The organism is Vibrio sp. R12-SW3-ISO1 (assembly GCF_059834005.1).
Map to the genome: position 1 here is coordinate 61968 of NZ_JCBDGK010000050.1, position 24501 is coordinate 86468.

Consider the following 24501-nt stretch of genomic DNA (forward strand, 5'->3'; position numbering starts at 1 on the left):
TGAATCGCTTTGGTTGCGAAGTCATGCACCAAGTCGTTTCTCATGCCTTGCACTGACGAGCTGATGTTCATACATTGAGTAAATTCGACTCGATTCTCGGTATGCTCGCGAGCAATCGGCTCCGTAAATGACACGGCCTTCGTTTACGATACTAAAACCTAAATAAGCTGGCACCTGATTGATATCGACAATACTTAGCTGGTCACTTGGTAGGTCAAGTGATTGTGCCCAATCTAAGGTAAGGGTATTAGGGCGAAGGTATTTTTCAAACGATGACAACGAAAAGTCATGAAAAGCAATCGCTAAGTCAATGTCACTATCATCGTGTTCTTTCCCTTGAGCTCTTGAGCCATACAGCCATACCACCTCGATATCTGGAGATGTTGCCGCTTGCTCTAAAACACGCGAGATGATCGTTTCGGTATCCAGCCTCACACTTTCCATTTTGGCGTTCTTTTTTCGGTATCCTAGGTCAAAAGTATAACGAATTAATCAACAAGCGGACATCTTAGACAGCGACACATTGTCGTAAAATCGTCAACAGAGTGTCTTTTCACTGCAACCTGCGGATTTTATTTCTAGATGGGGTATTAACGAGAAATAGGAACCGCGCAATGAAGATTGCAGTGATAGGGTGTGGGTATGTCGGGCTATCTAACGTACTACTTTTAGCCCAGCATCACCAAGTGATGGCTGTGGATGTGGTGGCAAGCAAAGTCGATAAGCTCAACGACCGTATATCCCCCATTCGAGATCCGGAAATAGAGCTGTTTTTACGCGAGAAACCGCTCAATTTTCGAGCCACCACTGACATGCAAGAAGCGCTAGAGGGTGCCCAGTTTGTCATTATTGCTACGCCGACAGACTATGATCCGGTGACCAATACATTTGATACGCACTCTGTTGAAAGTGTTATTCATCAGGTGCTGGCGTTAAACGCATCGGCGATCATGGTGATCAAATCCACAGTTCCCGTGGGCTATACTGAGCAAGTCAAAGCGCGTTTCCAATGTGATCAGATATTATTTTCGCCTGAGTTTCTTCGTGAAGGCAAAGCGTTGTATGACAACCTGTATCCCTCTCGTATTATTGTAGGAGAGCAGAGTGAGCGGGCCGAGCAGTTTGCTGCGTTACTGACCGACGGGGCGATCAAGACCGATATCCCGGTATTGTTTACCGATTCGACAGAGGCCGAAGCGGTCAAGCTGTTCTCTAATACCTACCTAGCGATGCGCGTTGCGTACTTTAATGAATTGGACTCTTACGCCGAGAGTCATGGCTTAGATACCAAGCAAATCATTGAAGGTGTCGGGCTCGATCCACGTATCGGCCATCACTACAATAATCCATCCTTTGGTTATGGCGGTTACTGTTTACCGAAAGACACCAAACAGTTGCTCGCGAACTACCGTGACGTGCCGAACAACTTGATTGCTGCGATTGTGGCGGCGAACAAAACTCGCAAAGATGTGATTGCAGAAGCGATCTTAAAGCGCCAACCCAAGGTGGTGGGGATTTATCGTTTGATCATGAAGTCTGGCTCGGACAACTTTCGCTCGTCATCGATACAGGGGATCATGAAGCGTTTGAAGGCCAGAGGGATTGAAGTGATTGTGTATGAGCCTGTCATCACTGAGCCGCACTTTTTCAATTCGCCCGTCATTCGTGATCTTGACGCATTTAAATCACGCGCCGACGTGATCGTCTCGAACCGACGCTGTGAAGCGCTGATGGATGTGAAAGAGAAGGTATACACGCGAGATTTGTTTGGTTCAGATTGAGTGAACCTTGTCATTGGGTAGGCACAAATGCTCATGCACATACTGGCGAATATAAGGCACTACCTCCGCCTCAAACCACGGGTTGCGCTTTAGCCATAAAGTATTTCGCGGTGAAGGGTGAGGCAGGGGGAGCGTATGGGGCGCCCAAGTTTGCCACTGTTTGACTGTCTCGGTGAGTGAGCGGGGTTTGTCTGAGAGGTAGTAGCGCTGTGCGTATTGGCCAATCAGCAGTGTCATACCGATATTGGGCAGCGCCTCAAGCACCTTTTGATGCCACATTGGCGCGCACTCTTTGCGCGGGGGCAGATCTCCAGAGTGGCCTTTGCCGGGATAACACAACCCCATCGGCATAATCGCAATGTTCTTGGCGTCATAGAATTGAGTCTTGTCCAAGCCTAGCCAATCTCGCAGCCGGTCGCCACTAGGGTCATTCCATGGAATGGAGCTGTGATGAACACGGGTGCCAGGCGCTTGGCCGATAATCATTAGCCTGGCATCCTGATGGGCTTGGATCACCGGATTGGCGCCCAGCGGCAGGTGTGCCTCGCAGTGGCGACAGGCGCGAATCTCGCTCAGCAGTGAATCCAGCATCAGTAGCCTCGCTTTGGCTCCACCACATGCAGCAAACGAAACCCGTCACGCCATCTCGCGTAGTTTTCGGCAAATATCTCTGCCGCCTGCTCTGGAAAGCTCAGCGCAGCAATGTGTGGCGTGACGGTGATATGAGGGTGGGACCAAAATGGATGCTCGTCATGCAGTGGCTCTTGCTCAAACACATCCAAAAACGCATGCTGCACGCAGCCTTGCTCAATGGCTTCAATCAACGCATGTTCATCTAACGCCGCGCCTCGGCCAACGTTAAACAGCAAGGCTTGGTCTAAGTGACTTAAGGTCTGATGGTTGAGAATATGCTGAGTGTCCGGCGTGTTGGGCAGGGTGTTGACCACCACATTCGCGCCCGCCAGCGCAGTTGTTAGCTCTTGCACATGGTAGAGCGCATCGAATGGCGAGTGCTTGCTCGGGATCCCGCTGCGATTCACGCCAGAGACGCGCATGCCCAGTGCCTTGGCACTTTGGGCGAGGTGAGTACCAATCGAGCCGGTGCCGAGGATGACCATATTGAGTTCATTTAAAGAGCTGTAGGGCTTGGGCGTCCATTGCGCTTTTTTCTGCTCGCTTTGATAGTGGGCAAAATGACGCTGGTGGGCAATCACATAACCGAGCACATACTCCGAAATCTGCTGACCGAATATGCCCTTCACGTTGGTCAGCACACCTTCAAAGTCTTGCAAGTGCGGCACCAGTGCATCGACACCCGCATAGATAGATTGAATCCACTCTAGGTTGGGAAATTGATCCATGGCTTTAGCGGCCATCGGCGGCGCGGCCAGCAAGATCGTCGCTTCGGCTTTGTCTTGCGTGAACGTGAGATCCGGTAAATCCAACGCATTGAGTAACGCCAGATAGCGCTCGTTGTGCTCAGTCAACAGGTAGACATTGTGGGAGGCAAAGGTCATGGAAACATCCTTATTGATATAGTCTGGCGGGCGAACGATGGCTTATCTATTCATTGGTTTTATTCAATGATACCCGTTACACTGACAATGGTGACTCAATCAATCTCGCGCTCGGAGGCCATATGAGTACGACGACGATTTTTCTGCTGGTGATGTTGCTGATAGGCAGCGCCGTCGCTTTCCTTACCTTTAATTCAGAACGTTTGATCGCGTGTTTAGAGAAGCGTATCAGTGACAATGCGAAAAGAAAATAGTAGGAGCTTAAGATGACGTACTTTACTCTCGCGATGCTAATGATCCTCGCCTCGGTGTTTTCTATCGGTTGTTTTGCGATTATCTACGATAAGTACCAACGCTAGCTCAGCGAACCTCTATCATGCATCATTAAGATCGGCAGTTCTTTTTTCACTCACCGATATCGAGTAAACTCTGGGGTTTTTGAGTAAACCCTTGGTTTGCTTGTTTCTCTCCTTTTCGCAATCAGTGAGCCACTATGCTACAAAATCCTCTTCAGCTTCGCCTAGAGAAGTTAGAGCCTTGGAAACAGATTACCTTTATGGCGTGTCTGTGTGAACGTATGTACCCCAACTATGCCCTATTTTGCGAAAGTACCGAATTTGCGCAGCCGCGCATCTACCGTGACATTCTAGACAGTATTTGGGAGCAACTGACGGTAAAAACCGCCAAGGTGAACTTTGAGCGTCAGCTTGAAAAACTCGAAGAGCTGATCCCAAGCTCGGAAGATTTTGATTTCTACGGCGTGTTCCCGGCCATTGATGCGTGTGTCGGCTTATCGACGCTATTGCACGGCTTGCTTGACCGAGACTACCTCTACGACAACATGCAGAAAGTCAGTCAGCTTTCTGTGATGACGGTTGCCAACCTCGAAGAAGCGCAAACTGGCGTCGCCATCACCAACGACAACCAAAAGCAAAACGAAGCCGTATGCGCAGAGTGGGATGTGCAGTGGGCGATCTTTAGACCACTGAAAGAGGCCACCGAACGCGACATCGATTTGATTAAAGACTTACGCCTAGAGCTTAAGGACGAAGGTGTAAGTAATATTGGTGTACAACTTTAGTCATGTCGCCGTAAACTTCGCCCGAATAGGGCGAAGATACAAAGGCATACGGTGATGAGCTTCAAACAAAAGAAAAATAATCGATAGTACGACTTTTATACACACTTGTTTCATATTTATGTGTGATAAGTTTTTCCTGTTTTATTCATAAAATATAGGAAAAACATAATGATAAAAATGTCAGTGGTGGCAACCTTCGTTTTAGGCGCTATGTTAGTGGGTTGCAATGGCTCATCAGATACAGGCCTATCAGATACGGGCTCAACAGATACGGGCTCAACGGCTACAGCAGGAACTTACTCATTTATTGATGAACCAGTAAAAGGTTTATACTTCGAGTCAGCCACTCAAACTGGATGTACAAATGAAAGTGGTGAATATCAAGCGCTAGCGGACGAGGTAGTATCATTTTACTTGGGAGTGTGTGACGAGAATAACCAACCGACACTTGAAGATCAGAAGGTGTTGATCGGTTCAGTTTCTGTTCCTACAAGTTTAACGACTCCCTACGACTTAACTATTGATGTATCCAGTTCAAGTCAATCTGTCAATGCCGTGACGATCGCAACTTTGCTTAAATCTTTTAACTCAACCGATGCTACTGGGCGGTTAGATGTATCTGGTTTGCTGTTCAATGACAATGGCGTTGATCTTCGCAATACATTGACGACTTTGATTGCAACGCCCGATACCGATGCAACAACAGTGCTCACACAATCGCTCTTTAACGACTTTGTCTTGGCGAATACCAACACAAATAACAATCTACAAAAAAGTAACTTTGTAGACAGCGCTACGGCTGAGTCTGAGTTGAAATCAACGTTATCTCAGCAGGGTAGCGATATTTTCACCCCAGAGTTAGTTGTTGGAAAAACCGTGACAAGACCTGACGGTAAGGAGTACGCGTTTGGGGCTGAGACTGATAATGACTATATATACTTCTCGGCTTTTGGGGATGGTTGGGGCATCTTTAACTCTTTGGGAGCACAATTTAGCGCGAACTCAGGAGATCTTTACGTTGATGGATATGTAATTGGTTTGTTGGATGTAAGGACAAACAGTTGGCTTGTAACGGTCGATATCCATAATGATGGTAAAGAGAAAACCGTAGAAAGATGGTCTGTCCGATAGACCATTTTAAGGGGCGCTATCGGCGCCCCTTTGCTATTTGTCTGCGTTATCTTTGTCATTATCATCACGCTTTTCAATCACGCCGTGGGTTTGTTTCCACACTTCCCAGCGCTCAAACGCCAACTCTTGCATGTTGGTGGTGTGGTCAGCCTCGTCGACGATGTTCTCACCGACTAAGTGCTCAAAGATGTCCTCTAGAGTCAAAATCCCTTGGATGGTACCGTACTCATCGACCACCATCGCCAGTTGTAAGCGTTTTGCCATCATCTGCTCAAAGGCTCTTGGTAGCGACAGAGTGTTGAGCAGTACATGAATCGGGCGCATCACCGAACCCAACTGTTTGTCGCCGTGGCCCTGCTGCTTGAGCTTATACAGCTCCAATCGGTGCACAAAGCCAAGGATGTTGTCCTTTGACTGGCTGTAAATCAGTGGGCGCGAAAACGGCGTGTCTGGGTAGGTTTTGAGAAACTCTACAATCGTCATCTCAGCATCGACACGAAACACCACCGGTCTTGGCGTCATCACTTGGGTGACGGGCACATCTTGGATGCCGAGCAAGTTGGTGAGTATCTTTGACTCACCTTCAGCAAACTCGCCGCTTTCACGGGCTAAGATCGCCATCGCGGAGAGCTCATCGCGCATTTTCGGCGCTTGATGGCCGCTGGCTAGGCGCTTGGTGATTTGCTCTGAAAACCACACAAACGGCGTTAGGGCCCACACCATCCAACGCAAAGCAATCGCTGAAGCAGGCGCGAGTTGGCGCCAGTAGGTAGCACCTAGGGTTTTCGGCACAATCTCAGACAGCACCAAAATGCCGAGCGTCAGTACGCCAGAGAACACACCCAACCACTGATTGCCAAACACCACCGCCGCCTGAGCGCCTGCACTGGCCGCGCCAATGGTGTGGGCGATGGTATTGAGGGTAAGAATCGAGGCCAATGGGCGATCGATGTCCTGTTTTAAGGTCGCCAGTTTGCTTGCCGCAGGGTGACCTTGCTGACGAAGCTGGGCAATGTAACTTGGGCTGATACTTAGCAGCACCGCTTCTAACACGGAGCAAATAAACGATACGCCAATCGCAACAGAGACGTAAATAATGAGCAGTAACATACAGTTCCTATAGCAAAAACAACCCGAAAATTGCACGCATTCGGGTAGCGTAGCATGGTATTGACGCCAGTGATAACCGACGTCGAAGCCCATTCTGAGGTAATAAATACGGCTAATTCACTGAAAAAACAAGCATCCGATCACAGTGTGAAAGTAACAAATTGTGAGTTGAAGCTCATATTATGGCTAAAAGTACGCCATGAAAGTCAAAGATCGCCGACAAACCTTTGCCAGATGGGGCATTTATGTTTTAGAGTGAGTTGAATTCGATAACCTATGAGAAGGGAAACCTAATGAACAAGACCCAATTAATCGACTTTATCGCAGAAAAAGCAGACCTATCTAAAGCGCAAGCTAAAGCTGCTCTTGAAGCAACTCTTGACGGTGTGACTGACGCACTTAAAGAGGGTGACCAGGTTCAACTAATTGGTTTTGGTACATTCAAAGTAAATCACCGTGCAGCGCGCACTGGCCGTAACCCTAAAACAGGTGCTGAGATCCAAATCGCAGCAGCTAACGTGCCAGCTTTCGTTGCAGGTAAAGCTCTGAAAGATTCTGTAAAGTAATCGACTTGTTTCATCTTCTATTGCCTTCCTAAGCACGATATTGAATCAATGACGTAAATCTGAGCACTCAGCGACAGGGTTTATGTTGTCAAATGTCATTAGGCAATGAAACAAAATGGGTTACACTACGCCAAGGTATCGATACCTTGGCGTTTTTTATGTCTGGTATTTTTTCTGGCGTGTCCTTTTCTGCGTTGGTTTCTTGATATGAAAGTCTTACTATGAAAAAGCTTATTCTTCCTCTCTTGTTGTCTTCATTGATGGTTGGCTGCTCGTCAACGGTCTCTACTCCTAATCTTGACCAATTTTCCGAGTATTCTGGCGGATCGGTGATGGGGGACACGACCAGTCTGTTTTGGTACACCGAATACCTCTCAAGCCCGTTTACGGCGGCCGATTACATTACGGCCGGGGAGTATGGTTGGTATAAGACCGATTACCGTTGGGATGAAGGTGAGCTGCGTGAGTTGATTCGAGAAGGTGAGCAACTGAGCCTGCAGCAGAGTAATGAGCAAGAACTCGTGCCATATCGCATTCACGCTCGCTTCAATAAAAACGGTGAGGCGATTTATCAGCAATACCGGATGGACGGCAAGGTGTTCCCGCTGCGCGCGTCCATGATGGATCAGTTACAACAAGAGGCGCGCAATATCGGTGTGCAAACCAAGCAGCAAGCGAAGCAAGGGATTGAGCTCGTCCAAGGCTACTGGGATGGCAGTGAGTTTGAAAGCTGTGAAGGGCGCAGTTACACCGAGATTGAGTTCAACCAGACGCTGCCGTCGTTTGTGGTGAGCCGTTTGGCGTCAATTGATAGCTATGTGGCGTTTCTAGGATCGACTCGCGGCAATCGTGTAGTGGTCGAGGAGTTGCTGATGTTGGCGGAAGATAGCCATGATTGTCTGCAGCGGACGGTGTTGGTGGAGTAGGGGATGAAGTGCCTAGTTCCTTGTGGCTAGTGCCTAGTGGGTAATGGGTGGTAGGTAATGGGTGATAGGTGATGGGTAAGGGAAAGAAAGAGAGAAAAGGCACGCGGGGCGTGCCTTTTGTGATCATGCGGGTTGTAGAATGTCGGGAGTCGTCTCGATAGAGCTGAGATACTCTGTCATTGGTAATGGTTTTCCAAACGTCCATCCCTGTCCATAATCGACCCCCATTTCTGCGAGTAAAGCGTATTGTTTTGAGTTTTCGACGCCTTCAGCGATTACTTTCATATTGAGCTCTTTTGCGATGGGAAGAATATGGCTGATTAGGACCGATTTTATTGACTTACTTTCCATATCATTAACGAAGCTGCGGTCAATTTTTAGATAATCGGCGGCTATAACTTCAAGTTCGGCAAAATTTGAGTACCCGGTACCAAAGTCATCGATGGCGATTTGGAATCCATGTGTGGATAGCAGATTAAGGTGCTCTTTCGCAGCGTCATAATCCAAGACTTCACTTTCGGTGATTTCAAGCGCAATAACCCCTTTGAAACGCTCGATCCCGGGTATGTCCAAAATGCGTTTCACGCTCCCATCATTAATATCGCATGGGAAAATATTTACACTGAGTTTGAAGTCATTGGTCACAGGGTAGTGGGCGAGTTCGTCGAGGGCTCGCTCTAGCATGCTCTGTGTGAATGACCAAGTGCGTTTCTGTTCAGAGATGATTGGAATGAATACATCGGGAGTGATGACCCCATACTCATCGCGAAGTCTTGATAGCACCTCAAAACCTGCCGTATGGCCTGATTTTAAGTCTACAAGGGGTTGATAGACACAATGGAAGTCATTGTTCTTTAAAGCACGCTGTACACGTTTTCGAAGAGAATTTCTGGTTTGTATGAGCTCTCGTGTTAGCAAATAACCCAATAGCAAGAGGGTTGTGCCGGCACTGACAATGATAAAAGTGGCCGCATTTTTTATTTCAGTATAAACAAGATGACCGTAGTCATCGGCCTTAAGTGCGATCTCTTCATTCAAGTTGACGAGTGAAGTTAGTGTCTCCATCAACGAGTGGTATATCTCAAAAGAGGAGTGCATTAAATAGGTTTGTTCGTCGTAACCGGCAAAGTCTGAGTTGAAAATTTCTGTTTGTACTTCAAGATACGCTTGGTAGTGATTTTCGAGTTCAATCATTAAGGCTGACTCTTCATTGCTCGTGATCAAGTGTCGATATTGATGAAATAGAGTATCGATATCTTCATGAACACGGTCGATAGTTAACTCGTGCGGCGGTGGAAAGCGGTGGTGGGCGATTGCGTGCTCTGCCTCCAATGTCCTCATTCTTGCAAACTCCGTCGATATGTCGCCGAGCAGTTTTATCGACATCACTGCGTTGGTCGACACAGCGGTAGACTTTTGCTCCAAAGAGAATACAAGCGTTGTGGTTTTAAAGGCCAAGCTAATCAGCAACGCACCGACAGCGAAAAGAAGAAAAAAGTGTCTATTTGAGCGAAAAATATCTGATTTCAAAACGGCAAACTCATTGTAAGTCCATGGTTTCTAATGATGAATGGCTGTCCGTTCATTCATGCGATGGTTGGAATTGGAAAATACCACAATCGAGTGAGAGCAATATGACAAATAGACGCATTCTCAACATTGAGACTTATGCGGGGGAGAGGGCTAGGTGGTAAAGGTGTTAGGAGAAAACGGCCATTGGCGAGATGTCGTCAATGGCCAAGAGTAAGAAGTTTATGAGTGCTCACGAGCGATGGCGCGGTAGCCTATGTCGTTGCGGTGGAACATGCCATCCCAGCTGATCTGTTTGGCCAGTTGGTAAGCGCGTGCTTGCGCTTCAGAGACGGTGTTGCCAAGGGCTGTGGCGCACAGAACGCGGCCGCCGTTGGTGGTGACGTTGCCGTCTTTCTCGGTCGTGCCGGCGTGGAACACTTTCTCGCCTTCCACTTCGCTGGTCGGTAGGCCAGAAATGACATCGCCTTTGTTGTAATCACCTGGGTAACCGCCCGCCGCGAGAACAATACCGATGGACGCACGTGAGTCCCACTTTGACTCCACTTGATCCAGCTTCTTGTCGATGGCCGCTAGGCAAAGCTCAACTAGGTCTGATTCCATACGCATCATGATAGGTTGCGTTTCTGGGTCACCAAAGCGGCAGTTGTACTCGATCACTTTTGGCGTGCCGTCGCTATCGATCATCAGACCTGCGTAAAGGAAACCTGTGTATGGGTGACCTTCTGCTGCCATGCCGCGCACGGTAGGGTAAATCACTTCATCCATAATGCGGTTGTGGATCTCAGGGGTGACCACTGGTGCGGGTGAGTACGCGCCCATACCGCCGGTGTTTGGGCCGGTGTCTTTATCGCCAACACGTTTGTGGTCTTGGCTGGTGGCCATTGGCAGTACATTCTCGCCATCGACCATCACGATAAAGCTCGCTTCTTCACCGTCAAGGAACTCTTCGATCACCACGCGGCTGCCTGCTTCGCCAAACGCGTTGCCTGCGAGCATGTCTTTGATGGCGTCTTCCGCTTCTTCCAGTGTCATCGCAACAATCACACCTTTACCTGCCGCTAGGCCGTCAGCCTTAACCACAATAGGTGCGCCTTGTTCACGTACGTAAGCAAGCGCAGGCTCGATGTCAGTGAAGTTCGTGTAGGCACCCGTTGGGATAGCGTGACGCGCGAGGAAGTCCTTCGTGAATGCCTTAGAGCCTTCAAGCTGAGCCGCCGCTTCTGTTGGGCCAAAGATAGGCAGACCCGCAGCGCGAAAGGCATCCACCACACCGATAACAAGCGGCGCTTCAGGGCCAACGATAGTGAGCTCAATCGCTTTCTCTTTGGCAAATGCCACCAGCGCTTCGATATCTTCCACGCCGATGTTGACGTTTTCCAGTTTTGGCTCAAGCGCCGTACCCGCATTACCCGGTGCAACGAAAACCGTCTCTACTTTAGGGTTTTGCGCGGCTTTCCAGCCCAGTGCGTGCTCACGACCGCCCGCACCAATGATTAGAACATTCATTTAATAATCCTTTCAAAAGTTGGATTACTCTAAGCAGTGGGTGTGGTAGCAAGGCAGTGCTTGAATTCATCCCCGGGAGCATAGCCTAGCTATGTGACCAGGGTGAATGAAAGCGCTAACGCCGCTACCGCGCCCAATGCGACGAGTAATTAGTGACGGAAGTGGCGCATGCCTGTAAAGATCATCGCCATACCATGCTCATCTGCCGCAGCGATCACTTCGTCATCACGCATTGAGCCACCTGGTTGAATCACACACTTGATACCCGCTTCTGCTGCCGCATCGATACCGTCGCGGAATGGGAAGAAGGCATCAGAGGCCATGACGCAGCCTTCAACCTGCAGACCTTCGTCAGCGGCTTTGATGCCAGCGATTTTCGCCGAGTAAACACGGCTCATTTGGCCAGCGCCTACACCAACAGTCATGTCGCCTTTAGAGTAAACAATCGCGTTCGATTTCACGTATTTCGCGACTTTCCAGCAGAATAGTGCGTCTTTCAGCTCTTCTTCTGTGGGTTGACGCTTAGAGACCACTTTCAGGTCAGACATATCGACCATACCTTGGTCACGGTCTTGAACAAGCAGGCCACCGTTAACGCGTTTCAGGTCAAAGCCTGTGGTCTTAGTTGTCCACTCGCCACACTCAAGCAGACGAACGTTCTTTTTCGCTGCCACGATGTCGATCGCTTCTGCAGACACAGAAGGTGCGATGATCACCTCAACAAATTGACGTTCAGTGATCGCCGTTGCCGTTTTTGCATCGAGCTCACGGTTGAAGGCGATAATGCCGCCAAACGCAGAGGTTGGGTCTGTTTTGAATGCGCGGTCGTAAGCGTCTAGGATGTTGTCGCCCAGCGCAACACCACATGGGTTCGCGTGCTTAACGATCACACACGCTGGCGCATCGAACTCTTTCACACACTCAAGCGCGGCGTCAGTGTCCGCGATGTTGTTGTAAGAGAGCGCTTTACCTTGGATTTGACGCGCAGTAGACACAGACGCTTCTTCTGGGTTGGCTTCCACATAAAACGCCGCCGCTTGGTGGCTGTTTTCGCCGTAACGCATGTCTTGCTTTTTGATGAACTGCTGATTGAACGTGCGAGGGAATTTGCTCTCTTCGTCACCCTCTTTGTTCTCTCCATATGAAGGAACCATAGTGCCGAAGTAGTTCGCGATCATACCGTCGTAAGCTGCGGTGTGTTCGAATGCCGCGATAGCGAGGTCAAAACGCGTCTCTAGAGTGAGAGATTTCTCGTTCGCGTCCATTTCTGCAATAACGCGGTCGTAGTCGTGCGCGTTGACAACGATGGTCACGTCTTTGTGGTTTTTCGCCGCAGAGCGAACCATGGTTGGACCACCGATATCGATGTTCTCCACTGCGTCTTCGAGTGTGCAGCCTTCTTTGGCAACCGTTTGTGCAAACGGGTAGAGGTTCACCACCACCATATCGATTGGGTTGATGCCGTGCGTCGCCATCACGTCGTCATCTTGACCACGACGACCCAGTACGCCACCGTGAACTTTCGGGTGGAGCGTCTTAACGCGGCCATCCATCATTTCTGGGAAACCGGTGTAGTCAGACACTTCAGTGACCGCGATACCTTGCTCTGCCAATAGGCGAGCCGTACCACCAGTCGATAGAATATCAACACCACGGTCAGCGAGTGCTTGGGCAAACTCAACGATACCGGTTTTGTCTGAAACGCTTAACAGAGCGCGGCGAATAGGACGAGCGTTAGTCATGCTTCCATCTTCCTCAAATTCACGAAGTTCAATCAAATGAACGATTAACAATAGTCAGGGGTAATTTATGGCGCGTATTCTAACCAAGTTAGCGCTAAAAAGCTCGCGCAATCGTTTGGCATCGCAAAAAAAATCAAATTTATTGTTGCTAGAGGGAGAGTTCCTAGTGCCTAGTTCCTAGAGGGGGAGTGGAAGGAAGAGGGTTAGGAGGCGTAGAGGATTTTGGCGTTGGTTGCGCTGGCTTTCATGTCAGGGAGACCATCGTGGTAGAGGGTGACTTGGTTGCGGCCGGTCTGTTTGGAGTAGTACATCGCTTTATCGGCTTGGATTAGCAGGTCTTTGCTTGAGGCGATGGAGGAGGTGACCTCCGAAATGCCAATACTGACGGTAGGATGAATGGCGTGGCCTTCCACTTGGCATTCCGTCGTTGCGATCGACTCACGGATGCGCTCTGCGACGTCGTAGGCGTCAATCGCGTTGGTGTGGCTGAGCACGACACCGAACTCTTCACCGCCGAGACGCCCAAGATAATCGCTGCCTCGCACCACCTGTTTACAGATCTGCGCGACGTGCTTGATCACCTCATCGCCAGACAAATGACCGACTTGGTCGTTAATTTCTTTGAAGTGGTCAATGTCTATCATCAGACAAGCGAGCGGCACTTGCTGCTTTTGAGCTCGGAGTAAGGCACTATCGAGGCCAGAGAAAAACGCGCGGCGATTGAGAATTTCCGTGAGCTCATCAGTCTCTGATAAGGTTTTTAGCTCTTGCTCTAACAGGTGCGTACGGGTGACGTCGCGCACTGACCAAATTACGCGCGGGCCGTGGGCCGAGCTTTTCGGCACGTAGCGCAGGATCGCTTCAAACCAGTTTTCGCTCTCTGCACCCATCGACTCAATGCTATCAATCGGCATCATCAGTAAGTCGGTCGGGGCGATGGCGTATTTGACCACTTTGTCGCGTTTGTGCTCAAACACTTCTTCTAAGTAGCTGAGCAGTTGATTGGCTTTGTTGGCGACCAAAACGTCGCTAAGGTGGAGGCCCGTATAGCGCTCGACATCAAACCCTGCGGCAAAGTGCGCGCCGCCAAAGCTGTCGGTATAGTGACCTTGCTCATCGAGAATAAAGACGTGATCAGGCAACGAGCTTAGCACATAGCTCAGCCACTCTTCTCGGCTGTCTGTTGGCATGATCTATCTTCCTGATAATTGAGCAAAAACGTTATTTTAACGGATGAGACAGCCAGTGTAATCGCTCTAGGTCACACTTCGGGTCTAAGTTGTTGCTAAATTGTCAATCTAATTAGTGATTTGAATGACTGACTTTTCGCTCAATATCACAACGCGTGTGCAAATTGAGCTCAAATGCTCTCGCCCATTTCGATGCGATAACCAAGATCGATGCAGCTTTGCCACTCACTTTGACCTTGCAGCCGCGCAATCAGCTGCTCTGCGGCGACTCGGCCAATCGCTTCACGCGGCGTCACAACAGTGGCGAGGCGTGGCTTCATCACCTGGCTAATATCATGGCCGTGGAAACCTGCGATGGCCATGTGCTGGGGTACTTCTACGCCACGACGCTGGCACTCGTAAAACGCCCCGATGGCCAAATCATCGTTGGTGCATACGATGCCATCCACCTTGGGGTGTTCTTGCATCACTTGGCGCAGCAGTTTGGCGCCGAGCGTAAAAGAAGAGGCTTCTTCAGTGAGTAAACGGATAGGGGTGAGGCCCGCGCGTGTCATCGCATCTTGATAGCCTGCCAGCTTTTGTCGAGTACGTTCATCTAATCGCGCGGCAAAATAGGCAATGTGTTGACGGCCGTTGTCGATCAGTGCTTGAGTCATCGCCTTGGACGCACTGGCATTATCAAACCCTACGGCTTGCTCGATTCGAGGAGAAACGCTGTCCATGATCTCAACCACCGGGATAGCGGCGGTTTGCAGCATTTTGCGCGCTTTGTCGGTATGGACGTTTTCAGACAAAATGATCGCATCCACATTGTACGAGAGTAGCGAGGCAATGCTTTGCTCTTCTAGCTCCGTGCTGTAGCTGTAGTGGGCAATCATGGTTTGATAACCGGCGGGCGACGTCACCGACTCTATACCACGAATCACCTCCGCAAACACCTGGTTGGTGAGCGAGGGGACGAGCACACCGATGGCATTGGATTTGGCATTGGATAAAATATCCGGTGCGCGATTGGGGATATAACCGAGCTCATCCACCGCTTGCTGAATTTTGTCTTTCAGGGATTCAGAGACTTGAGAAGGATCGCGCAAGCAGCGACTGACGGTCATTTTGGTGACGCCAACTCGGGTGGCGATATCTTGTAATGTGGGGCGTTTTTTCTTGGTGGCCATCAAACTTATCTACAATGGATAGGGCAGTGTTACTGGTAACATCATAGCGGTAAATGGCGCGCAGTTTGTTGGTTCAGGTAACAAAAACCGCGCTCATCCGAGGTTGAGCGCGGTTTTTTTAGGCGTTTGACTGTGTCCGTGGCACATCGCTCCAGTTGAGATGGAACTTGCGATGTTCATCTTCGTCGATGCGAGAGTAGGTGTGTGAGCCAAAGTAATCGCGCTGCGCTTGCAGCAGATTGGCGGGTAAGATGGGCGTGCGCAGGCCGTCAAAATAGTGCAGCGCTGAGCTCATGGCCGGCATGGGGATGCCGAGTTGTGCACTGCGAGCTATGGTGTGGCGAAAGCCTTGATGATAGCGCTTGAGCTGCGCGCTAAAGGTGGGTGCCAGTAATAAATGCGCCAGGGTAGGGTCTGCGTCGAACGCTTGGCGAATCGAGTGCAAAAAGCCCGCCCGGATAATACAGCCTGCCCGCCATATTTTCGCAATGGTGGCAAAGTCTAAGTCCCAGCCTTGCTCTTTTGACGTCGCGCTCATCAGATCAAACCCTTGCGCGTACGCCACCAGTTTGGCGCAGTATAGCGCATCGTGCAGATCGCTCAGCGCAGCGTCACGCTCATGTGCTTGGAGTGCAAGCGTACGTTCGGCAAAGTGCTTGTCGTCAAAGTACTTGTTGTCAAAGTGACAGGCCGCTTGCAGGCGCAGTGATTTTTGGCTGCTTTGCGCGCGGCTAAAGACGGCTTGAGCAATGGTCGGGGCAGGAATGCCGCTTTGCAGCGCGTTGACGGCGGTCCACAGTCCGGTGCCTTTTTGCTCCGCTTTATCGAGTACAATATCGACAAAGGCAGCGCCGGTCACTGGGTCTTGGGTTTGCAAGATGTCCGCACTGATTTCAAGCAAATAGCTGTTGAGTACGCCTTGGTTCCAACGGGTAAATATCTCGCCAATCTCGCCAGCGCTGAGCGCTAACGCACTCGACATAAAATGGTACGCCTCACAAATCAACTGCATGTCGGCGTATTCAATCCCGTTGTGGACCATTTTCACGTAATGACCTGCGCCCGCAGGGCCAAGGTAGGCAGCGCAGGGCTCGCCGTCATCAAATGGGCCGACCGGTTGACCTTGGTTATCCACTTTCGCGGCAATCGCCGTCCACATCGGTTGAATGCGCTGCCAGGCCTCTGGATTGCCACTGGCCATCAATGAAGGGCCATGCCTGGCACCGACTTCTCCACCCGACACAGCGGTGGAGAAAAAATGACATTGTCCGTCATAGCGCGTCTCGCGTGCTTCGCTATCACGCCACAAACTATTGCCGGTATCGATGACAATATCTTGGGACTCAAGCCCTGCCGCTAATAGGTCGTCAATGACGTTATCGACAATCTCACCAGCGGGCACTGATAGCGCGATCACCCGTGGCGGGCTGAGTGTGGTGATGAGTTGTTTGAGATCACAGGCGACCAACAGCGCGCCGTCAGGGCTTGAGAGCGCCTTCGCCTCGTCGGCGGCACGCTGACGGTGAGCATCGCTGATGTCATAGCCCGTGACTTGAAAGCCATGCTCGACCAGATTCAGCGCCAAACTGCGTCCCATGACGCCAAGGCCAATCATGGCGATATCGGCGTGCTTCATGCGTTTGCCTCCTTGATGGCGCTAATCGCGCGCGCGACCACGGTATCCAACGAGCCATCGATAGGGATGTGTAAGGCTTCGCTTTCACTTGGCTCAGTGAGCGCTTCAAACTGGCTACGCAGCATGGCTTCACCATTAAAATAGTGGTTGGCCCGTTTTTGGTGGCGTGACCAAATGGTGTCAAAATCCCCTTTGAGATACACCACTACTAATTGCTCATTGTTGCGGCGCAGTCGCTCACGGTATTCCGGCTTGAGAGCGGAGCAGGCAATAACGGCGGCGTCATGCTCAAGGTAGAGGCGGTTGAGCGTGGCGAGCCAGTCGGCTCTGTCTTCATCATCGAGTGGAATGCCTTGACGCATTTTGCTCACATTCGCGGGAGGATGGTAATCGTCCCCGTCGAAAAAGGGCAGGGAGAGGGCGCGTGCGATCGCTTGACCGACGGTGCTTTTGCCGCAGCCCGAGACGCCCATCACTAAGATTTTTTTTGCTTTCATTGGACAATACGATCCTTAGCCCTAACAAAACCGCTAGGGCATCAATACAAAGAAAAGACGAATGTCTGTGGTGGTGGCTAGCGCCACCACATGGCTAATTCAGGGAATACGATCACCAAGCTCAGCACAAATACTTGCAGTGCAATGAACGGCAGCAGCGAGGTGAAAATCTCACCAAGGCTAATGTCTGGCGGCGCAACGGATTTCAGGTAAAACGCAGCGGGGCCAAACGGCGGTGATAAAAACGACACTTGCATGTTTAAGCAGAACACCACACCAAACCAAATCGGATCAAAACCCAATCCGGTAATAATTGGAACGAAAATAGGCATGGTCAGTAAGGCAACGCCAACCCAGTCGAGGAACATCCCCAACACGAGCAGAATCACCATCATGATCAGCAAGGTACCGATCGCGCTACCACCACTGAGGTTGAGAATGACCTCCTCAACAAAATCGATGCCGCCCATTAGGTTGTAAATGCCCACCAGTGCACTGGCGCCGATGCCGATCCACATGATCATACCGCAGGTACGCATGGTCGCGATGGCGCTTTCTTTGAGCATGGTGTAGTTCATCTCACCGCGGATAAGCGCCGATAGCATGATACCCACCACACCCAATGCAGACGCTTCGGTGACGGAGGCCACCCCGGTGTAAATGCTGCCCAGTACCACGGCAACAGAAAGCAGTGGGAAGAATAGCGCTTTGAAGTAACTGACTTGTGGTTCGTCGTCGTCTTCACCGCTATCACTGGGGATCGGGGCGAGGGCGGGGTTGAGCTTACAACGAATCAATACATAAGCGATGTAACAGCCCGCTAAGATAAAGGCCGGCAAGAAAGACGCTTTAAACAGATCGCCAATCGAGACGCTGGCTGTCATGCCGTAGATGATCAACACGATACTCGGTGGCAGCATGGTCCCTAATGCGCCGCCCGCACAGGTGGTGCCGATGGCAAGTTTACGGTCATAGCCAAGGCGCAGCATTTGTGGCAAGGCCAAGATGCCAAGCAGTACCGTCTCGCCGCCAATCACGCCGGACATAGAGGCAAGCAACACGGCAACCAACAAGGTTTGGACCGCCACCCCGCCGCGCACTTTGCGCCCGAGTGATTTCATGGCATCAAACAGATCTTTGGCGATGCCCGAGCGGTCGAGCAGCGCCGCCATTAAGACAAACATAGGCACAGCGAGAAACACATAGCCCGAGGTAAAGCTATAGGTACGGCTGGCGATGAGAGGCAAAGCATCGGGCCCAAACCAGCACAGAGTAAAGAAGATCGCGACAAAACCTGTGACAAAGGCCAGCTGCATACCCGTGAGCAGTAAGGCGATCATCATCACCAGCATCAGCACACTGCCCCAAGCGATTCCGATAGAAGATAAATCAAACATGGTTACTCTTCCTTATTTGACGGCTTGAGTCCGGCAATGTCTTGAATAAGGTGAAGGATAAATTGGACGACCAGTATGCACAGCACAACAAAAATCAGCCCTTTCAGTAGCGCAGGGTAAGGGGCATTGAGCACCGAACCTGAGGTTTCTAAGCGCATTTCGCCCCAAGGGGTGAACCAAGACTCTTCGGCCAATGAATAGGCGGCGTACGCCAACATGCCCGCAAAGGCGAGGCCCACAATATGATGGACAATATTCAGGTATTGGCGTGTTCTTGCTGACACCGCATCGTAAATCAGCACGACGCGCACGTGTTTGTTGGTCGCAAAGGCATAGATGCCGCCGACCACAAACAAGCTGCCGCCGATAAAGGACGCCGTTTCATGTACCCAGGTGGTCGGGGCGTCGAAGGCGTAGCGCATCACCACTTCATAAAAGGAAATCAGTACGGTGACGATAAACAGGCTGCTGAGGAGGTGGCTCAATTTAATGATGGCCGCGTCCAATAGATTGCGTGGACGCTCCTCAGGCGCCGATGGCGTGTGAGGCATTTTCTCGGGCATAATCTTTTCCAAGCTAAAGGGAGGGCAAGTGCGCCCTCCCAATGGGGGTGTGAGACGTTATAGTAAGCCGTTGTTTTCCAGGAAGCTGGTCACAGAGTCGTACACCTTCTGCGCGTTAGGTGAGCGCTCAGCGAACACTTTCCATTGTGTTTTGGCGATTTCGCGGAACTTCTTACGCTCTTCATCTGACCAGTTATGAATGGTGATGTCTGGATTGGCTTGCGCCTCTTTGACTGCTGCTTGGTCGGCAATTTTCAGCTGAGTGGTCATGTCGTAAGAGAAATCACGCACTGAAGTTTGCAAGATGGTTTGCAGGTCGGCTGGCATCTTGTCCCATTTTTTCTGCGAGATAGAGATATCAATCAACGGTAAAGAGTGGAAGCCCGGCTGGACAGGGTGAGGGGCGATGTCATTCATGCCCGCTTTTTGGTTGGTGGAGAACACGGTGTAATCCGCCGCGTCAATCACGCCTTTGCTCAGGCCGGTAAAGACTTCAGAGCCCGGCAAGTTCACTGGTGTTGCCCCCGCTGCCGCGAAGACCTGCTGCACCAAACCTTCAGGGGCGCGCAGTTTCAATCCTTTCAGATCATCTACGCCGTTGAGTGGTTTTTTCGAGATGAAGGATTCCACACCCGTGGTCGAGGCGCCGACAAATTTCACGCCGTAGGGCGCATACAACTCGGTCATCAACTCGTTACCGCCACCATAATTCATGTATTGCAGCAGCTGAGTCGTATCGGACCACGCACCCACCATGTTACCAATCAAGCCAAACGCCGGATCTTTGCCAGAGAAGTAGCCAGTCGCCGTCACTTGGCCATCTAGGATGCCCATCTTAATCGCACCCAAGGTTTCAGTGTGTTTGACGACCGAGCCGACAGGCAGAAGGTCGATGTCAATACGACCGCTAGACATGGTTTCAACGCGCTCAGCCCAGCGTTGCTGTACTTTGAAGTTCAAATCACCCGAGGGATCCGACGATTGAATCTTCAAGGTAAAGTCCGCTGCCAACGCAGAGGCAGAGAAGAGTCCCGTCATGGTGATCGTCAGCAGGGTTTGAGAGAGAGGTTTCATAGTAGGGGTATCCTTTTTTTGATGTTCACGTTTTCCAAGTTAACCACCTTGGCCAATCACGTCGGCCAGGTACGGATGTAATTGTTATGTTACCGGTAACTTATTGTTAAAATGTTACCGGTAACATTTAACTTGCGCAGTGAGATAGATCGCATTTATCTATTGATGAAAGGAATGATTGATTAGAGTGAGAGGCAGGTCTCATCCTGCCGATGGCAAAGTACAGACAAAGAAAAAGGGTCTTTCTTGCGAAAGACCCTTTGAGATGCGTTTGAAAAAACGGACTCCGACAGTACGCAGTGATTAACTCGCTCTAACTGCGCTTTAAGGTTCGCTTCAAGGGCGTCGTTGTCTTTGAGTGCGACAATCTCAAAGCCCTGCATACTGAGCTACGTGATCAGGTTATCTTCTAACGGTTAGTTTGATTGATAAGCCATTGTTGTTATTGCCTTCTTGTGCTGCTTTAGTCCTGTTTAGTATTGTTTTTAGTGGTATAGCCTTGCTCTGGATGGTTTGGGATAGTCGGATAGACTAAGAAAAGTTTCTGTTGTTTTACCATCTGGCTTAGGTAGTTTCTTCTGAGTGTGTCTGGCTTCATATCCAATAAACTGGCGATATCTGCTAGCTTGAGACACTGAGGTTCAGCGGCTCGGCATAACTCAATCAGGGTTTGCTCGATGATTGCTTTCGATTTGTTTCTGCCAGTGAGTTGAGCAACGGAGTTGGCTATTTTCTTAAGCTCAGCCCATAAATTTTGAGCTTGCTGATCAAACTTGTCATGTTGCTCCGGAGTTAGGTCCGGACCTTGAGTCGTTAGGTCCGGACTTTGTGAGTTTAACTCCGGCACTTCGCTATCAAACAAAGACAGTTGCGCCGTACTCGGTGAGGCGACAAAACTAATGCTCTTGCCCGCCTCATTCTCTGGGGTAGGGACTTCAATCCCTTTTAGGTGATAGATTTTACCTTTGTGTTTGCCTGCCGACTCTAAATACCCTGCCGAGACCAATTGGCTCAGCGCCAGTGTGACCTCTCGGGTGTGCTCAGAGGTGAGGGAGCAGATGCGCTCATGGTTAAACCAAGATTCAGTGACCGCCGTGATCAGTATGGTGCGTTTTAGCTCGCTCAACTGTTTGTAGTTTTCACCAAACAGGTCGACGAGCTGCTGGTGGAGCTCTGGTGACAATAAATTCACCATACGCAGTTCGAGCAGCGTTTGACCTAGTTCGTGCTTTTCATAGAGGTGCGGCGGTTGCCAGTTTTGGCTGCGGCAGTTGCTGTATATTTTAGGAATGCCGGAGCCTGCTTTTTCACTCAGACCAATGTTTAAGAACATTTGATGAATAGCGGGGTTGCGGCACTGGCTGTTGCCACCAGCAATGGCTTCCAGTACTGGAATGCGCATTAAGCCAGGATTACGAAAACCAATAAAATCGGGGTGCTTTTCAATTAAAATATTGTCTTCTGAATCAAAGTCAGCATGAGCCAGCGTGTTAACCAAAGCTTCTCGAATGGCTTCATGTGCCGGAGAGGTGTCGAGGCGTTGACCATTACTCAACTGGAAGCTCACTTTTAAGTCGGCGGTGAGTTTACGATAAACCTTACGGTAGAAATCAAAAGCATTGCCAGACCACGAACCATCAGTGTAGATACGGTCTATCCAGCGGTGCGAGCTGTCGTCCTTCTCCTGGTAGTCTAGAGAGTAAGCCGGAAAAGCATCCTGTAGGGCATCCCAGCGGCCAAACATCACTAGGCCTGCTAATGTTAACCCTTCAATACCCGATGCGCGATCTCGCCGCCAAGCACGAATTGAGCGCAGGAATTCTTGATCAGAGAGTTCTAAAAAAGGGTGCTGAGGCTTGGCATCTTTAAACATTTGACGATAAACGCGCAGACTTTCTGACTCAATATCATCAAGGGTAAAGTGCTCTAAAATGCGTTGGTCACGCTCGTTCTCTTGCTCGGCCATCATCTGTTTGACGCTATCAGCAGAGCACTTCTGGTCTGCTTCGTAACGGCGAACAAAGCTACCTGTAAGAGGGTTACCATTGATATAAACTGGCCGCTCTTTGCGCGGCGCTCTCGGTACATCGATACGAATAAGAGACTTACCATCGATAACCTCAACGCACACGTCTCGCTCGCTGAGCAGATTGCAGCTTACCTTGTTGGGATTGTTGGCCGTATCAACAATGTTCTTAACCAAGGGGGGCAGGGTTTACGATGCCTTCAAAGGTAAACTGACCGCGTTTTTCTTTAATACCCAGCAGAATGACGCCACCACGGGTGTTAGCAAACGCGCTATAGGTTTCCCACATATCGTTAGGGACTGCGCCTTTGCCGTCACGACCACCCGCGAGTTTGCACTCCACTTCAGCGCTCTCTTGCAGGGCGTGAATATCTTCGAGGCTATTTATGGTTAACTCTGCAATGGTTCCTCACACAAATATCTGTTGCAACGGGCTTTTTTAAATTGCTTGGTCTGCTCAATTTGCTCTGCGACGGCAAATTTACAAAGAGTTTATGCGCCTGATTGTACCAGAAACGGCACAATATCGAGCAGAGATCCTTTGAGTGTTAGAGGGAATTTGAGGGGCAACGCTGATCAAGGGATAAATAAAAAGGCCTGTGTGATTACACAGGCCTTCAATGTTAATCATTGAGCAATGAATGATTAGTTCATGCCGTATTTCTTAAGTTTCTTGCGAAGAGTACCGCGGTTGATACCCATCATGGTTGCTGCGCGCGTTTGGTTACCGCGAGTGTACTGCATGATGGTGTCTAGTAGTGGCTGTTCTACTTCAGCTAGAACTAATTCGTAGAGTTCTGTGACTTCTTGGCCGTTCAGTTGTGCCAAGTAGTTTTTAAGAGATGCTTTAACAGAGTCACGTAAAGGCTTTTGAGTAATCTGGTCTTGCGACGTTACTGTAGTTACTGTTAATGCTTCTGAAGTCAGATTTTGTTCGAACATATTCGGTCTAGCTCTTCTCTTAATTATGATGCAACGTTAAACCCGCATGGCTGCGTCGTAGCGACCGCCAATTAGGCTAAATCAAAGTACCCTTCTAACGCTTCAAGTTGCAGCTCGGCTACATCAATGGCGTTGAAGGTCCGGCGAAACTCACTTGCTTGTTCATGCTCTTTTAGGTACCAACCCACGTGCTTACGCGCAATGCGTGGACCTAAATACTCACCATAAAACTCATGGAGAGCGTTCACATGACCGAGCAGGATGTCTTTCACTTCCGAAACCGGAAGCTCAGGCATCGTGGTACCGTTTTCCAAATAGTGTTGGATTTCCTGGAAAATCCACGGACGACCTTGGGCAGGGCGTCCAATCATTAAGGCGTCCGCACCGGTGTACTCCAGTACGTGTTTGGCTTTCTCTGGGCTATCGATATCACCGTTCGCGATAACCGGTATTGAGATGGCCTCTTTTACCGCTTTAATGCTGTCGTATTCGGCCTCACCTTTGTACATACACGCTTTGGTTCTGCCATGCAGCGCCAAGGCCTGAATGCCGCAGTCTTCGGCTAATTGAGCGATCTGGACACAGTTTTTGTTGTCTGTATCCCAGCCTGTGCGAGTTTTGAGTGTCACAGGGACATCCACTGCGTTGACCACCGCTTTCAGAATCTCTTCGATGATGTCTGGAAACTTGAGCAGCGCAGAACCCGCGAGCTTTTTATTCACTTTTTTTGCTGGGCAACCCATATTGATGTCGATGATTTGCGCACCGTTCTCAACGCTAAATTGCGCTGCGTCGGCCATCAACTGTGGATCGGCGCCCGCAATCTGCACAGAGCGAATGCCCGATTCGCCTTCATGCACCATGCGTTGCTTAGATTTGGACGTTTTCCATAGTTTCGGATTGGACGACATCATTTCACTGACGGCCATGCCTGCCCCATATCGAAGACACAACTCACGGAACGGTTTATCCGTGACACCCGCCATAGGCGCGACGATGAGATTGTTCTTAAGTTGGTAGTGTCCGATTTTCAAAACGTCTTCACAGCTTCTGTTCGATGAATAGTCCCCAGCAAGGGCGCGCATTTTACGCATTTTTTTACGCCGTGAAA

At 50.1% G+C, this 24501-nt stretch carries 24 protein-coding genes; 6 read left to right on the forward strand and 18 right to left on the reverse strand.

The window, feature by feature from the left end:
• Positions 1-21 precede the first annotated feature (21 nt).
• On the reverse strand, positions 22-444 hold the full coding sequence (mntA, locus tag AC6R0R_RS16125; protein ID WP_500627459.1) for a type VII toxin-antitoxin system MntA family adenylyltransferase antitoxin: 423 nt from the start codon (positions 442-444) through the stop codon (positions 22-24).
• 170 nt (positions 445-614) lie between these two features.
• Between mntA and AC6R0R_RS16130 the strand changes: the two genes are divergently transcribed.
• On the forward strand, positions 615-1781 hold the full coding sequence (locus AC6R0R_RS16130) for a nucleotide sugar dehydrogenase (RefSeq protein WP_500627460.1): 1167 nt from the start codon (positions 615-617) through the stop codon (positions 1779-1781).
• Here the strand turns inward: AC6R0R_RS16130 and AC6R0R_RS16135 are convergent.
• Positions 1773-2372, reverse strand: coding sequence for a uracil-DNA glycosylase family protein (locus AC6R0R_RS16135; RefSeq protein ID WP_500627461.1), 600 nt, complete (start codon positions 2370-2372; stop codon positions 1773-1775). The genes AC6R0R_RS16130 and AC6R0R_RS16135 overlap by 9 nt on opposite strands.
• Positions 2372-3298, reverse strand: coding sequence for a D-2-hydroxyacid dehydrogenase (locus tag AC6R0R_RS16140; RefSeq protein WP_500627462.1), 927 nt, complete (start codon positions 3296-3298; stop codon positions 2372-2374). Before AC6R0R_RS16140 ends, AC6R0R_RS16135 begins: the two co-directional genes overlap by 1 nt.
• Positions 3299-3420: 122 nt before the next feature.
• Here AC6R0R_RS16140 and AC6R0R_RS16145 point away from each other — a divergent pair, with 122 nt between their 5' ends.
• The 3 genes from AC6R0R_RS16145 (at position 3421) to AC6R0R_RS16155 (ending at position 5510) form a co-directional block, all read left to right on the forward strand.
• Positions 3421-3552, forward strand: coding sequence for a hypothetical protein (locus tag AC6R0R_RS16145; RefSeq protein WP_500627463.1), 132 nt, complete (start codon positions 3421-3423; stop codon positions 3550-3552).
• 239 nt (positions 3553-3791) lie between these two features.
• Complete coding sequence (locus AC6R0R_RS16150; protein WP_500627464.1) at positions 3792-4379, forward strand: YjaG family protein; 588 nt, start codon at positions 3792-3794, stop codon at positions 4377-4379.
• Positions 4380-4547: 168 nt separating this feature from the next.
• Complete coding sequence (locus tag AC6R0R_RS16155) at positions 4548-5510, forward strand: hypothetical protein (protein WP_500627465.1); 963 nt, start codon at positions 4548-4550, stop codon at positions 5508-5510.
• Positions 5511-5543: 33 nt separating this feature from the next.
• On the opposite strand, the gene AC6R0R_RS16160 is transcribed toward AC6R0R_RS16155, so the two are convergent.
• Positions 5544-6620, reverse strand: coding sequence for a CNNM domain-containing protein (locus AC6R0R_RS16160; RefSeq protein ID WP_500627466.1), 1077 nt, complete (start codon positions 6618-6620; stop codon positions 5544-5546).
• Between the two features lie 293 nt (positions 6621-6913).
• Between AC6R0R_RS16160 and hupA the strand changes: the two genes are divergently transcribed.
• Both hupA and AC6R0R_RS16170 read left to right on the forward strand, forming a co-directional pair.
• Positions 6914-7186 (forward strand): nucleoid-associated protein HU-alpha, encoded by a 273-nt coding sequence (gene hupA, locus AC6R0R_RS16165; protein WP_100754166.1) that lies wholly within the window; start codon positions 6914-6916, stop codon positions 7184-7186.
• Between the two features lie 221 nt (positions 7187-7407).
• The gene (locus AC6R0R_RS16170; protein ID WP_500627467.1) at positions 7408-8112 is read left to right on the forward strand and encodes a DUF1481 domain-containing protein; all 705 of its coding nucleotides are present in this window, start codon (positions 7408-7410) and stop codon (positions 8110-8112) included.
• 123 nt (positions 8113-8235) lie between these two features.
• Here the strand turns inward: AC6R0R_RS16170 and AC6R0R_RS16175 are convergent, their stop codons facing one another.
• The 14 genes from AC6R0R_RS16175 to dusB all read right to left on the reverse strand — a co-directional run bounded on the left by AC6R0R_RS16175 (position 8236) and on the right by dusB (position 24424).
• Positions 8236-9642, reverse strand: coding sequence for an EAL domain-containing protein (locus AC6R0R_RS16175; RefSeq protein WP_500627468.1), 1407 nt, complete (start codon positions 9640-9642; stop codon positions 8236-8238).
• Positions 9643-9864: 222 nt separating this feature from the next.
• Positions 9865-11151, reverse strand: coding sequence for a phosphoribosylamine--glycine ligase (gene purD / locus AC6R0R_RS16180; RefSeq protein ID WP_500627469.1), 1287 nt, complete (start codon positions 11149-11151; stop codon positions 9865-9867).
• A gap of 149 nt (positions 11152-11300) precedes the next feature.
• Positions 11301-12893, reverse strand: a complete 1593-nt coding sequence (purH, locus tag AC6R0R_RS16185; RefSeq protein ID WP_487902799.1) for a bifunctional phosphoribosylaminoimidazolecarboxamide formyltransferase/IMP cyclohydrolase — start codon at positions 12891-12893, stop codon at positions 11301-11303.
• Positions 12894-13096: 203 nt separating this feature from the next.
• Entirely contained in the window at positions 13097-14083 is a 987-nt protein-coding gene (locus AC6R0R_RS16190) for a sensor domain-containing diguanylate cyclase (protein ID WP_500627470.1), read from the reverse strand.
• 170 nt (positions 14084-14253) lie between these two features.
• Positions 14254-15255: a gluconate operon transcriptional repressor GntR gene (gntR, locus tag AC6R0R_RS16195; protein ID WP_500627471.1), complete on the reverse strand. Its 1002-nt coding sequence runs from the start codon at positions 15253-15255 to the stop codon at positions 14254-14256.
• Positions 15256-15373: 118 nt separating this feature from the next.
• Positions 15374-16891: an NADP-dependent phosphogluconate dehydrogenase gene (gene gnd / locus AC6R0R_RS16200; protein WP_500627472.1), complete on the reverse strand. Its 1518-nt coding sequence runs from the start codon at positions 16889-16891 to the stop codon at positions 15374-15376.
• Entirely contained in the window at positions 16888-17388 is a 501-nt protein-coding gene (locus tag AC6R0R_RS16205) for a gluconokinase (RefSeq protein ID WP_500627473.1), read from the reverse strand. The genes gnd and AC6R0R_RS16205 overlap by 4 nt, the downstream gene beginning before the upstream one ends.
• A 77-nt stretch (positions 17389-17465) precedes the next feature.
• Positions 17466-18785: a TRAP transporter large permease gene (locus tag AC6R0R_RS16210; RefSeq protein ID WP_500627474.1), complete on the reverse strand. Its 1320-nt coding sequence runs from the start codon at positions 18783-18785 to the stop codon at positions 17466-17468.
• A gap of 2 nt (positions 18786-18787) precedes the next feature.
• Entirely contained in the window at positions 18788-19348 is a 561-nt protein-coding gene (locus tag AC6R0R_RS16215; protein WP_500627475.1) for a TRAP transporter small permease subunit, read from the reverse strand.
• 57 nt (positions 19349-19405) lie between these two features.
• Complete coding sequence (locus AC6R0R_RS16220) at positions 19406-20422, reverse strand: TRAP transporter substrate-binding protein (protein WP_500627476.1); 1017 nt, start codon at positions 20420-20422, stop codon at positions 19406-19408.
• Between the two features lie 463 nt (positions 20423-20885).
• Complete coding sequence (locus AC6R0R_RS16225) at positions 20886-22553, reverse strand: DUF8451 domain-containing protein (RefSeq protein ID WP_500627477.1); 1668 nt, start codon at positions 22551-22553, stop codon at positions 20886-20888.
• A 64-nt stretch (positions 22554-22617) separates the two neighbouring features.
• Positions 22618-22791, reverse strand: coding sequence for an AlbA family DNA-binding domain-containing protein (locus AC6R0R_RS16230; protein WP_500627478.1), 174 nt, complete (start codon positions 22789-22791; stop codon positions 22618-22620).
• Positions 22792-23093: 302 nt separating this feature from the next.
• Positions 23094-23390: a DNA-binding transcriptional regulator Fis gene (gene fis / locus AC6R0R_RS16235; protein WP_000462885.1), complete on the reverse strand. Its 297-nt coding sequence runs from the start codon at positions 23388-23390 to the stop codon at positions 23094-23096.
• Positions 23391-23461: 71 nt separating this feature from the next.
• Positions 23462-24424 carry a tRNA dihydrouridine synthase DusB gene (gene dusB, locus AC6R0R_RS16240; RefSeq protein WP_500627543.1) on the reverse strand — a complete coding sequence of 321 codons (963 nt, stop codon included), beginning with the start codon at positions 24422-24424 and terminating at the stop codon, positions 23462-23464.
• Positions 24425-24501: the final 77 nt, after the last annotated feature.